This window comes from Nocardia sp. NPDC127579, from assembly GCF_042672005.1.
GTDB lineage: Bacteria > Actinomycetota > Actinomycetes > Mycobacteriales > Mycobacteriaceae > Nocardia.
The window spans coordinates 92,130-106,137 of record NZ_JBHXVZ010000010.1 but is presented as its reverse complement, the minus strand read 5'-3'; the positions used below and the strand labels follow the sequence as shown (position 1 = coordinate 106,137).

Annotated in this window: 1 protein-coding gene (running past both ends of the window); it reads right to left on the bottom strand. The window is 65.2% G+C overall.

The whole window is internal to a glycerophosphodiester phosphodiesterase family protein gene (locus ACFVMC_RS28830; protein ID WP_379215411.1) on the bottom strand: the coding sequence, 116,319 nt in all, runs 54,526 nt past the left edge and 47,785 nt past the right edge, and what appears here is coding positions 47,786–61,793 — codons 15,929 (partial) to 20,598 (partial); reading right to left, the first codon wholly in view occupies positions 14,004 to 14,006. Both codon boundaries (start and stop) fall beyond the window edges.

The window sequence follows — 14,008 nt, the reverse complement described above, 5'->3', positions numbered from 1 at the left end:
AGCTTGTGCATCCACTCGGTCAACCGCTCGACTGCCACGTGGGTGCCGACCGCCTCGGTCGAGCAATAGTCGAATGTGGCCTCGCTCAACCTGCCTGTCGCCTCGTGGTATTCGAACGTCGACGTCTCGACCCCGGCGCGCCGTGACGTGACCACCGCGACTCGATCGCCGGGATGGCCGGTCACCGTCACAGACGTCGAGGCATCACCGGGGGCATCTGCCGACTCCCGCAGCAACCCATTGATCAGATCCCGCGGATGGTAGTTCGAGTTCCGGGTCCAGCCCTCGAAGAGCAGGACATCCTGCCGTTGCGCGAGCGGCCACGTGCGCGACTCGCTGTCCCATGACTTGTTCCATTCGATCGAGACACCGGTCGCGTCTACCGAGATCGTGCTGCCGGCCTCGCCGATCCGCACGACAACCTGCCACCGCCCGGTGCCTTCGAACCGCTCGACCTCGACCGTGTCGGCCTGCTCCAGCAGCGGTTCGACCAGCGCCGCCGCCTGCGCGCCCTGCTCCGTCCCCATCAAGACGTTCAGATCGTCGAGCACCTTCGGGATCGTGTCGCTGTCGGCGCGCTCGATCCGGCTGTGGAACTGTCCCGGGCGATCCGGCGATTCCGTCAGGACAGCCAGTCGAGGCCGCGGGTCATCGTCTGGTGTGGGTGACTCACCGGCTTGCTTTCCCCTCAGGTATTCATTGAAGGACGCCTCGTAGCGGTCGATGAAGCCGAGATCAGGGCCTTCATAATGGAAACCCGCAGCGGGGCCTGATGAACCGGGCGGGGTCGTTCCGCCCTGGAACTCGGGCGGCAGCGAGTCGGTCGGGGCGGCAGCACGCAACCTTTCGACCTCTTTCTCCAGCTTCTCCTTCGCCTTGACCAAGTCATCCCACTGGGACCGAATCTCGTTGTCCGGCAGTGCCCGCTTGCGCTCCTGTACTTCCAGTTCGCGCAGTGCTCGGCCGGCCTCGTCGAGCTGGCCCAGCAGCGGGTAGCGCGCGAGGTCGACGAGCAGGGAGACGATGCCATCATCGGTTTCGATATCGGAGGCGATTCCGGTGAGGATGTCGCGTACCTTGCGCAGCATCACACTGCGCATGATCGCGATACGTTGTACCTCGCTGTAATTATTCGTGCTCGGGAACGCCACCAGGCCGGCGTGGTAGGGAAAGCCGAGGCGGGTGAGGACTTCCCATACCGGGATCATCTGATCCCGCATACCCGGTTCCTGGAAGATGGCGCCGAACATCGTGCGGTTGAGCAGTTCGGCGGCCTTGTTGACCAATCGGTGTCCGATATCCCACCCTTCACAGGTGCCGACGCCCATCGCGTCACGGATCATGACCTCCCCGCCGGGGTAGCGCACCCACACCTCGGGGATCGTGGGAGTATCCGGAGCACAGTGCGGGCAACTCGCGGTTTCGACGACACCGTGATCTCCGCACCGGAACTCCACCGACAGACCAGGAGCTTTCGGGGCATTCTCCACGAGATAATCGACGACGCTATCGATATCGACGGCACCCTCGTGCGTCGCCAGGAAGTTCGCAAGTGTCAGCGTGAGCCCGTACTCGGCCGCGTGTCCCTCCATCGCCAGGTGATAGTCGACAATGAATCCATAACCGGCACGGGTGAAGTCCTTGCCGTTCTTGGTCCGCATGAATTCGGTCTTTTTACCGCCACGGTTGATGCGTTCGAGGTCGTCCTTGTTCTCGTGATAGATGTCCTCCAGCGAGCGCAGGACCGACGTTTCCTCGAATTGCGCCTGCCAGGTGACCGACATGGCCGCTTGGGTCCGCTCGGTCGTGTCCGTATCGGCCCACCGCGCCGTGACACGTCCGTCCGGTTGGCGCTTTCCCGCTTTGCAGCCATAGCAACCGCAGAACTCCGCTCCGTGCACAATCCCCAGCACAGCCCGGCCGATCGAAGCCTCGGCCGCAGTACGACCCGAATGCTCCGGCGACAAGGGAAGATCGAACGCGGCCCCGGATTCCGCGAGCCTTTCCGCGATCTCGTCGACCTCACAACCGAGCTGCAGTGCGGTCATTCGATCCGCGTCGGCCAGCAGTGCACCGTTGACCTCCAGCAGCCGCCCGCAGTTCGCCCGCACCTTCTCACCGTCGACCCCCGCCGCGTGTTCCGACCATGCCCGCAATCGTTCGGACAGATCGGCCTCGGCCACCTCACGCAGGTACCTGTCCCGGGTCTCGTCGAGTACCCGGGTGACAATCTGGTTCACCAGCGACGCCTCGGTGTCGTCCCCCGCGAGACCCGCCAGATGCGCGTCGGCTGCTTCCGCTGTCCGCGCGACCTCGATCATCGCGACGACCGAGTCCATCAGCCGCGCCCGCGCAATCATGAGGGCCTCGGACGTATCGAATTTCGCGTCGAGCAGGCGGTCCAGGTCGATATCGGGCGTCCGTGGCGACACCGCGTGCGCGTCGGTGTCGGCGGCGAGGGCGGCTCGGCGTTCGGGATCGGACACCTCCTCGATCAGGGCGGCGCGCAGCTGCTCGAGCCCCTTGCCCCGGAATGCACTGGACACCTTCTGCTGCGTGCGCTGCCGCAGGATCTCGGGATGCTCGGCCGCTTTCTTGTCGAACTTCAGGACCCGTGCGAGCACCTCTTTCGTCACGGCGAACGGAGTTGCGTAGGTCAGGGCCAGCTTTTTCAGTTCGTCGTAGGTCAATTCGTCCAGGTCGGGTTGCTCACCCTCCGATGTTGCTCGCAGGATCCGCCCCCGGAGATCGTTGGACTCCGCCGCCACGGGCGGCAGCTGCGATGCCAACCGCCAGCCACGCCAGCCGATTTCGGAGTTCTGATGCCACCACCACCGTGTACCGCGGACATTGCCCGCCGCGCGCAGCTCGTCGTTGCTCTCCAATTCGGTCAGGTCCGCCTCGAGGCGCGCGCTCTTGGCCTGAAGCCTCGCTATCTGCAGACCACTGATGTGCGTGAGCACCATCTGCCGGGCGGCGCGGTTGCCGACGGCAGGCAACAGTGTCTTCTCGATCTTCGCCGGGTCCTTGGCGGCCAACGCTTTGCCCACGGCCTTCAGTTCGAACTCGGTGATTCCAGCCGCCACGCAGAGCCTGTTGAACTCGAGTTCCTCGGCGGCACGTGCTTTTCCGCTCTTTTCGCTCGCCTCCGCGGTACGCATCTGGAACGTATTCAGCAAGTGCTGCAAACGCTCGGTGTCCGGAGCGGGCTGACCGTCCCGGCTACGTTCGGCTGCCAACGCGATGGTTGTGGCCTCGAGTTCCGCACGCACACAGTCGATCAGCGACGAGGGCGGCTCGACGACGCTCAGGTCGAGGTTTCTGCCACCAGAACTGCGTTCCTCGTATCGGTGCAGGCGTGCCGTGCGAACAGAACGGGGCCCGCCGAGGTCGGCTTGCAGCTCGAACCAACCGTAGGCCCTGGGAAACCATTCGGTGAATTTTGTGCGCAAGCCGCTGTCGGCGTCATTCCAATCCACACCCCACACATCACACAATTGTTCGATCGCTATGGTGCGGACATCGTCACCGTCCGGGCCATTCGGTCCCCACGAGGCCTTCCAGCGCCCCTCGGAATCCTTAGTCAGGGTGTGCCAGTATTCCCATGTGGTCGGTTTGGCGGTAGCGAGCTCGATACGCAGTTCACCGTCGAATTCGGCGAACACCTGGGCGGTTGCGCCCTCGACGCCGGACAAACCCGCCATCAACCATCCCCTGAGCCACGGCGGTGGGGAAATGCGCTCCTGCTCGACAGCGGTCAGAATGTCGCCGACGATCACCTCTGGCGGCCCAGAAAGCCGTTCGGCGACTTCGATACCACCCTCGGCGGTGTCGATATTGACGATTCGGCTACTCCGTGCACCGTGCACGCTCACAGACAGCCGGTCGTGCTCGCTGTAGTGATCTTGTAGCCGACGCTCGAGGTCCGCGAGCTGCTTCTGGTCCCCTTGCCAATGCGGTGTGAATCTCTCGACGATCCCAGCGATCTCCACGCCGGCAACCGCGGTGATCGCGAGATCGCGATCGACAACTGCCCCTATTTGGGCAAATCGATAGGACAGCCAGGTCGTAGCGCGCTTATCGACAGCGCTCAGGGCAACAGTTCGCCTGCTGCCCTCGCTCGAGGACACAGCACGCTTGCCAGATTTGTTCGTGACCGCAGTGCGCTCGCCGAGCTCATCCGTCAGGCGAACAGTCAGCTTCTGAGGGATCCGCCCCTGCAGCATCTCGGCAACAGCGGGCAATCCGCGATCCACAGCGACACCTGGGATCTGGGGAATCCCGGTGATCAACCCATCGATCTCCCATCTCCGCATCTTCGCCCCACGCGTCCACGTGTACGTGGTCGCAGTACGACGCGGGGCGGCCTCGAATATCTCGAATCCACGTCGGTCCCAGCCGTACTGGTCATAGACCAGCTCAACCCCGAGAACTCGCTGGCCTTCGACACCCGACCGCCATACGTTCACTGTGTACCGTCGGCGATCGATACTGCGCAACTGTTCGACGAGCCAATTGCGGACACTGTGTCCGGTACCCCACCCGTCTTGGTTCCGTGCGACCAATTCGTCGATCGCGTCGAGCGTCGCCTGTCTCGTCGGCTTGGGGTCTGCCCGCAGCATCGACCACGTGCCCAGATCTTCCCGGTCGGGTGTGGCGTCCGCAGCCAGCGTGGTCGACACACCATTGCTGTCGTCACCGTCGTCCTGGACATCCTCGGAATCGACAACAGTCACAACACCATCCGTCGTCGAGCGAGCGATGGCATCCGATGGGGCGCTGGGTTCAGTGTCCCGAGCAGGTTCGACGTCGACGAACCGCGGAACATTCGGGTGACTTTCCGGGCCCCGGAACATCTTCCGATCCGGGCCAGTCCACCCACCCAGGCGGTCGATCCGCTGAGGCGAGGGCGGCTGGTCCCCTGTTGCAGATGGTGTATTGGTTGTCTGGCGGGTATCTTCGCGGAGCTGTTCGCCTGCGGGCGGGCGCTCGAGCAGGGTGACCAGCTCGGCGATCGCCCAATAGCGCTGCGTTGTGACCCAACCGGCGTGCTGCCCCAGCTCATCTGCTGTCTCCGCTGTCGAGGCACCACACAGCAACCGGCGCAGCACCTGACGCCGGGGCAGATCCAGCAGGTCGATACCACGCATCAGCCGGGCGTGGTCGGTGCGCCAGATCTCGGCGATGGGGTCGCCGAGGACCGGCACTACCCGTTCGGGGTCGACCTCATCGACCCACTCGGCGCTGAGTTCCAGAGCCGAGGGCTGTGCCGGAGTCCGGCCCGGTGCACCGACCAAAAACACTCCGTCGACGATCTGTAGCACGTCACCCTCGTCCCGGGTGACAGTGCCGTCGGCGGCGACCAGTCGGTACTGCACCGGCAGCATCGGTTGCCCCGCGACGTCTACCTGGACGACCGGACTGGTCGACGCGAGTCCGGCAACCATTGCGCGCCTGGCACTCTCGGTGGTCCCCGCCGGGATCACGAGGACAAGCTTCTGGTGCCCCCCGAAGTCGGCTGGCACGAACGCAGCGGTTGGCGAGACGAATCGCGCCTTCTCGCCGGACAGCGCCCACACCTCGGCGCGCAGAGCCAGTGAATCCGCGGAGACGGCGGGCTTCTCTACCTCGGGGATGGTCGTCCCCACCAGCGCGGCATCGAACAATGCCTCCGAAGGCTCGGTCCGCAACAAGTGGCCCGCGAGATCGGTGCAGCGCTCGACGAGCACGGCACATCGAGTGGATTGCCGGTCCCACCGTTCCCAGAGGTCCAGCAGGGCGGCCAGTTCGGCAGTGCGCGCGTGCCGGTCGAGATGATCCCGCAGCTGCTTGCCGGGCACCGCTCTGGCCGAGTGCTCGAATATTTCGCCCAGTTCCTGTGCGGCGGACTGTCGCAGTTGTTGCACGTGTGCAGCTATCTCGGAATCCAGCCCGTACGGAATCGGCAAACCGGTCAGCGCCGCGTACGCCTCGCACGCCACCCGGCAGGTCGAATCGGCTTGCCGCGCCGCTTCTTCCAGCCGGTCGATGCCGATGATCCGCGTTCCCAACTGGTGGTAACGGTGGGCCGCCTCGATCAGTCGGCGGGTATCGCGGGCGTTGCGATCTTGTCCCGAAGCCACCAACCTGGCGTGCTCTGCGACCAACTCGCGCAGTTCGTCCGAACCCTCTACCAGATTGGTGGGGTCGTGACGCCGCTCGCGAATCAGGTTCTCGTGGGTGTGCCGTTCCAGTTCGGCCGCACGCCGCACCTCGATCAGAGCGGTCGCGCCCACACCTGGGCCAGGGGCCGAGGACCGGGGCGCATCGGGTTCGCTCGAACCGGCCTGCAGCGCAGCCCTGGCCACAGCCATCCGCTCGACAGGCTCCGCGTCGAAGATCTCAGCGATCCTGGCGCGCAGCAGGTGGTACTTGCGGTCGAGGTTGTCGAGGTTGTCCGCGACGGCCTGGATCTGGGTTTCGTCGGAGGTTGCGAGAAGTCCGATGTACCTGGCGAGCGCGGCGTCACGGAGTGCGCGCGCATCGGTCAGGCCGGCTTCGAGGCGGCGCAAGGTGTCGAGATCCCGCAGCAGGTCGGCAGACTTCAGCTCGCCGTCGAGCAGCGGCTTGTACCACGGCACGCGTGCACGCCTTGGGACATCCTTCCTCGGTTTTGCGAGATCTTCGAGGTAGTCCACCAAGGTTTGTTTCGCTGCCTTGCGCATCGCGACCAGCTCGGCGCCGAGTGGGCCTTCGAGCTGGATGGCGGCGTCCGCGGATTCGGCGGCGAACTCCTGTTCTTCCGCCGGCTGTGGCTCGGGGGCAGTGGAGGGCTCCGCTGCGGCATCGAGGGGCTCGAGCGCAGTGGTGCCGGTGGTCAACGGAACATAGTTCTCGGGCTCGAACAGCTTGCTCAGGAGGTCGTATGCCTCGCGCACCTCAGGCGGAGCATCCTGTCCGAGACCACCGAACCCTTCATTCTCGGCCTGCGCCAGCAGCCGCACTTCGTTCATCAGCACCGTGACGACATCCGCTGAATCCGGAACCTCGGACGGGCCGCTCGGCAAACCGTAGCGCAGGAATTCTGCCACGGACATGTCGACCGATTGCACGGCGATATTGGCGAATTCCGGGCAGAACAGTCTCGCCAGCAAGGCCACGCGGCGGGCGTGTGGCGGGCGGCAGAAGAGGATCAGGTTCTTACCTACGAGATCCTCGAGACTGTCCAGCCCGAGGTGCCGCAGCATGAGCTGCTTGGCGAACATGAAGTTCTGCGCTGTGTTACAAGCGTCCGGCTCCAGCAGAATCCGGTTCGCGGGATGGCCTCCCTGCAGGGCGAGAGCTCCGGCTTCGGCGGCCTCCCCGTGCCAGCCGGAGAAGATCGTCAAAAGCTGCTCGAGGTCGTTATCGCTGAGGAATCCCGGGGCGAAAAGCGCGTGGACAGGCTTCTTGTGTCCCAGCAACAGCGCGAAGTCGGGCTTGCGCGCGGGATCGAAAACATGTTCAGGCTTGAAATCCGGCCCGTTCGGATCGTTCCGCAAGTAGGCCCACATCGTCTCGAGGGCCGCCCGCGCCGCGGGCACGTCCGACTGCTGGACCAGCGTCGCCAGCCATGTGTCGAGCCAGGTGTCAGCGGTCTGCTCGATCCTGGAACCGTCCTCGCCCTTGGGAGCGGGCGCCTCCGCCATTTGATCCATGAAGCTGCGGCGCACGGATTTGCGAATCTCGTCAGGGGTCTTCGGCCGACCAGTGATCCGGTCGGCGGGAGTCCGGTCCGACAGAGGCAGCTCGGGCAGATCCACGTCGAGCATGGCCCGATCGAAGTTCCGGTCGAGGACGACCCAGTTCTCCCGACGCGGAACCTCGCCCTGCCCGTCGTGGATCCATACCCCTGACAGCGGACCGTAGGCGGTCGACAAATCGGCCAGCGTCTTCGCCGCGATGAGCAGCGACTCCGGGTTCAGGCCTGCGCCGTCGTTCTTGTAGCCACCTCCATCGAGCTGATAACCGAATCCGACGGCATTGATGCCGTAGTGCCGCAACAACTCATCGGCGTCGAGTGTCGCCCGCCGCGAGTCGACGATGGTGGTTCCGAATCCTTCGCCCGATGGATTGGGCCCCGTCGACGTAGCGTCCTGTGTCACAGGACCATCGCCGGATCGCGCAATCTGGGCCGCCGCGGCCACCAATTGCGCATTCAACTCGTTTTCGCCGCCGTGCGGCAGTCGATCGCCTGCTTGCGAGCCCCCGAACTCGCGATTCAGCTGACCGCTGAGGGTTCCGAACGGAAGGCTCGCATCCGGTGGCAGGTCCGATCCGCGCCGGGGCGGTCGAGGTGGACCGGAATGCGGGCGGTCCGGGTTCTCCGCGCCGTGGCGCCAGTCGGGGCGATTCGGGTTCTGGGTTGCGGGCGCGGATTGTGCGTCCTGCGCCTCGGTGTCTGCCACCGGACCGTCGTTATTCGAGACGGTGATCTCAGTGGCGCGACCTCGCTGCCAGTCGCGGAATCCGGACACCGCGTCGCCCAATTTGCGTGCGTAGTAAGAATCGGTGAGTTGGCTTGCGTAACGCTCGCATTCGGACACGAACCGATCTATGCCTGCAACGAGTTCGTCGTCGACAATGTTGCCTTCGCGCAACGTCGTCAGCAGCTCGCGGAACTTGCGGGTCGGAGCCCACGTCGCTGCCTCCGAATTCGGAGTGTCGTCGGTCCGCACCGACTGCCAGTCCCGATGCCCCTGGATATTTCGCAGCAGGTCCTGCGCGATGTCGAGGGCGCGGAGGACGGCCGCGTGTGTGTCCTCGGCCCCGTAGGCAGCAAGGGATTTCGCGGACCACAGCACCGCCGCGGACGAATCCAGCATCCGCACGACCGGATTCGGGTCTTCGCCGTAATCCGGGTCCTCACCACGCCGGTGGTAGTAGATGTCCTCGGGCCGAACTTCCACGTGATTGACCTCGGCCCAATCCTCGTGGTAGACCCGGTGCCGCGCGACCCGGCCACCGATCAGCCGACGTTTCCGGCCCCCTTCGTCCCTGGTGAATACCCCGAGTCGCCAGATGGGGCCCCCGTCGCCGGTGACCAATCGCGTCACGACGCCAACACCCTGATTCCCGTGGCCGAGCACACTGTTGATGACCTGCTCGAAGGCACGCCAGGCGTACTCAACCGCTTCAGCAGGGAAACCGAAGGACCGCATCTGGTCTCCGATGCGCCAGAGCGTCCACATCTCCCGTGCCTCGTAGAACGCGGGATCCGCCGGAAGTGTGTGTTCCATACGCAGTTCGTCGGCACTTCGAGTCCTCGTGGCCTCCAGCGCGGGCCGAGTGCTCGGCATTCCGCCGAGTTCGTCGACAACAGGCTGTTTCGCGATCAACGTCGCGAGTGAGCCCGGAACATCGTTCCAGGACGAATAGCACAGTCCGGAAGCGCCACCGCGGACCAATTTCCGCGTCAGACCGGCGTCGGTCGGATCCACCACGATCACCGACTCCTGGCCGAACGCCACACTCGTGTCGGCATTCGACGCCGCGTCCTGCTCGACCAGCACCGTCTCTACCCGCGCCTTGCTCCGGGCGTCGGCCGTCTTCAGTTCGGTGTCGGCCAAGGAGGTGGCCAATCGGACGTCCTGGACGAACTTGCGGGCTCGCCTCGCCGACCTGGCGTTCTTGACCTCCAGGCGGTACTCGACCCCGGATCGTTCCAACACCGCCAGCGTCATCCGCAGCGCCTCGTCATCGAGCCCGTAGGGGCACACGAGCAGCGCCACGTTCTGCTCTTTCGCCAGGCGTGCTGCGTGGGCGAGCGCGAACAGCCTGGTGTCGATGAGGGCCGTTCCAACGCCGAGACGACCCCCGCCGAGGACCGGAATGCCCTCCACCGCAGAGGTATTGATCCTGATGGTGGTAGCGCCCGATTCCAGTGCCTGCACGAAAGACTCAGCCGTATCGCCGGCCTCATAGATCAGGTCCAGCGACGCCACCGGCGCCGCCGCGCGCGGCCCCGGTACGGGAATCGGCATGTCCGGCAACGAGGACGGGTCCAGCGTCTGCACATCGAGACCGAGGGCCATCATGCGTGCGGCTTTCTCGGGGCGATCCGCACGCACGAGCAACGGCCGGTCTTTGAACTCGAGCAAGAACTCGGCGGTGACGTCCGCACTGTCCACCGACAACGTGCCGACCCTGCGGGTATTCGGATCGGGCAAACGGCCGCCCTGGCGCACCGTCAGTACAGTGTGGGACCACTTCAATGGCTCGAAGCCGGTCCCGTTCCGTCGCCTTTCCGGAACCTTTTTCAGCACCTCGAGGTCTCCGCTGGCCCAACGATGCGGAATCGTCATTCGATCCATGAGTTCACGAATGAATCCTCGGACCTGATCCGCGTTCAGACCGGCAGTCACCAGGTCCAGCACGACTTCCCCGCGCCAGCCGGAATCGGCGATCTCCGCGAGCGCCTCGGTCAGGGTGAAGCAGCCCCGGTTGCTCAGGTCGACCAGAGTCTCGTTCGATGTCTCGGCGACGGTTTCGGGCACGACGACTATCTCGCGGTCCGCGACCGCAAGGAACTCGCGGTCTGCGGTCCAGCCGACACGCAATCGCACCTTGTCGGCACCCGAGCGCAGCGACTGGCGCAAACCTTCGATGCCCGCATTGTCACCGACCACCGTCACCGATACCGGATGCGACTTCGGCGGTGTCGCCGGCGTCCCCGCCGACCTGTTCACCGCGAGTAGTGCGGGATCATGGTTGGGCAGGAGCACTGCCATCCGGTCCGGCGCGGATGTAGTGATCCCGGCAACACCGTCGGCGATCATCGCGAGGCCGGCACCCGGGCTGTCGACCTTGTCGACGATCACGGTGATCCCGAGTTCACCGGCTTCGCGAACGAAACGGGCGGTCGCGTGATCGGCCGAGACGGTAATAGTGGTGAATCCGTGTGCGCGTATGGAACTCAACGACGGAGAATGGTAGGAGTCGTACCACTGCACGCCCAAAGGCGTCGCTACCGCAGGATCCCGCGAAATCGACTCTGCCGCACCCATCGACAGGTCGTGGAACTCGAAGCGGCGGGCGATTCGGTGGCGCGACAGTATCGCCTCCGCACCCAGAAGGGCGTTGCGGGCTTGCTCGGCCTGCCGGTATAGGCCCGCATACGCATCATCGAGCTGCAGTACCAGCCCCATGCCCGAGCCTGCGATCCGGCGCGCCAGCTCATCCAAGGGCATCAGCCCGTCCAAGCGAGCGTGTTCGTGCGGCGGTGGCAGGGTGCCGTGTGAGCCGACCACGCGAACCATCGGCACGCCTTCGACCCACACCAGCTTCGCCCTGATGGCGTTCGCGCCGGATCGCAGCGCCCGTTCCACCCCGGCGGCAGTGGCCGCGTCCAGGCTGGTCTGCAGCTCTGGGTTCGGCCAGCGCTGCGTGGCCGAGGCCGGGGCATCCGCGCGTACCGTGCACGTCACACGGCGCTGGTCCACCGCGCGGGTGGCGTCGTCCGGATCGGTGGCGACGATGCCGTCCACACCGAGATCCAGCGCACGGGCGAGATTCGCTGCCCCACTGGCATACGCGATCGCCCGCACATTCGGCTGTCGCATGGCCTGCCACACCTGCTCGCCGTCGACCACCCCGTCCACGGTGAACATGAAGGCCCGAGGCGTATTCGGCGCGAGCTCCTCGGCAGCGTCCAGCAACGCCCAATCCTCGGCAACGAACTCGGCGATCGGCGCGATTCCGTCCGTCGACAGAACGCACGCACCCACCATCGCCCGAGCCTGCACCGCATCGATTCCCGGCTGGTCGGCGAGGATGCGTACCGACAGGGCGACCCCGCAACGGTCGGCATGCCAGGCGACCTCGGCGAGAGGAGTGTTCGTGCCTACCAGGAACACTCGACCGAGTTCATCGACGCGGACATCGACCAGCATCGCCCGCGGGCCGTCGGGGGTGATCGCGTCCTGGTACGGACCTGAGCCGACCAAACCTCGGACCGTAACCAGATCAGAGTCGGCCGGCGCACGGAATTCATCCAGTGCCAGCCGAAGATATTGTGCGGCTTCACCTTCCGCGAGCCTGGACAGCTCCTCGCCGACCGACTCGATCAACTGTGCCGAGTCGGGCGCGGCGTCTCGGTGCTCGTCCAGCACGGCCTGGAAGACAGCGACGGCATGGGACACGTTCGCCGAATCACGGGCATGCAAACGCGTCAGCGCCTGACGAAGTTGCGCCACGGACTCCGCGCTCGGCGAGCCGCTGCGCTGCGCCAGGACAGCTACGAGCCGAGCCACCGCTTCGTCCGCGTCGGGATCGGGATCGGGATCGGTTATCCGGAACTCGAAACGCGGCCCGCCGGTGACGTGAACCCAGAGCCTCCGGCTGTCGCCGGGGGTACCGGAGGTTTCTATTTGCAGCGAGCGCTCCGGATCGACGCCGTCGCCGATGCTGAGATCGAGCGCAGCACGAGGGTCGCGGTTGTCGACGCTCAGTCCACTCCCGGCAAGGAGGTCGAATCCCCGATTCGCCACGGCAGTACGCCCATGCCCCGCTGTCCCGCCGCTCAACTCGATCGCCCGTTGCACAGACGCTTCGTCCGCCGCGGTTGTCGTGGTGCACGAGAGCCAAGGCAGCCCCTCATCGTCACTCAGTGTGATCTCGACAGAATCTGTGCCGGCGACCGCGACCATGCCACCACCGACCTCCGCCGTCGCGGTCTCCAGCAGCGCCAGCATCCAATCCGCCGCACCGGCAAAGCCTTCGCGGCCGGCCAGATGTTCGCGCACACGCGCCACGGAGTTCGAATCGTCGGGGGACACCCGGAACAGGCCGTTCTCGGCACACCAGTCGCGATAGGACTCGAGTTCCCGCCGGAGCTGATCGGCGGGTTCCGACTCACCAACCAGTCGAGTCAGCTGGTCACCGAGTTGTTCGAACCAGTGCGTCATTGTCGGCGCGGGAGGCTTTCCCGAATACCGGTCTGCAAACACCCTGATGCAGAACTCCCAAACGGCCGCTGCCAGGTCGGCGGGATCAGCGACCCGCACTGCGCTCAAGTGCTCGACCGCAGCTTTCGCCGTGGAGATACTGAAGTCGCGCAAAACCGTAGAAATCGGCTCCGGCGAGTTGTCGGCCGGATCGCCGTCATCGGTCGCCGCAACGTCCGCCCCGCCGACAACCGGGTCCTGCTCGGCGTACTCCACCTCGGGCGCTGCACCGGACGACATTTGACCGATGACCGGTGCGGCTGATAACCGCGCGGCTTCGTCAGAGTTTTCCGATTCAGCGCGCTGCGCGGCAGCCGCGGCGGCGGTGACGCGTTCGTCGATGCTTTCCGGCGAACCATGGAAATCCGGGCCGAACGCCAGATCGAGGTACTTCGCACCGCTGAAGTCAGCCTCGTCCGATGTGACCTCTCGCTCGGGTTCGGGCGCGGACTCGAACGGAATTGCAACGATCGAGATGTTGTCGGATTCCCCACGCGCCAACGCTGTATCGACGACCGCTTCCGCACCGTCACGATCGTTTCCAGCCAGGCGGAAAATCGCAGCCAATTCCTCCGGATCACCGATCTTCTTCGACACACCGTCGCTGACCACGACGAAACGTCCTCGGCCAGGCGGCCGGAAGAAGCCGAGGTATCGGTGGTTGCGATCGGTCGGGAGCGGAATGTTGTTTCCGCCCAGCCACCGTGCAATGCGGTTGTCCTCGCCGTGATCGTCTGTGAGGAGCACGGATTCGTCCTCCACGTCCGACAACCAGTAGACCCGGCTATCCCCTATCCAGCCGTACCACGCGCCTTCCGGTCCGACCTCGACGAAGGCGGCGGTTGTGGCCGGGTCCTGGTCGGCTGCGGTCTCCTCGGGATACAGCAGCTCGTTGACCTCACATATGACCCGATCCGCTTCAGCGATGGTCGATTTGCCCCGGTCGGCCGGGCTCTCGTCAGTACCGATCGACTCCAGCAGGCCGGCAAGTGTCGTCCGGGAGCCGAGTTGCGAAGCGACGTGTGGGCTGGTCGATCTCGAGACAC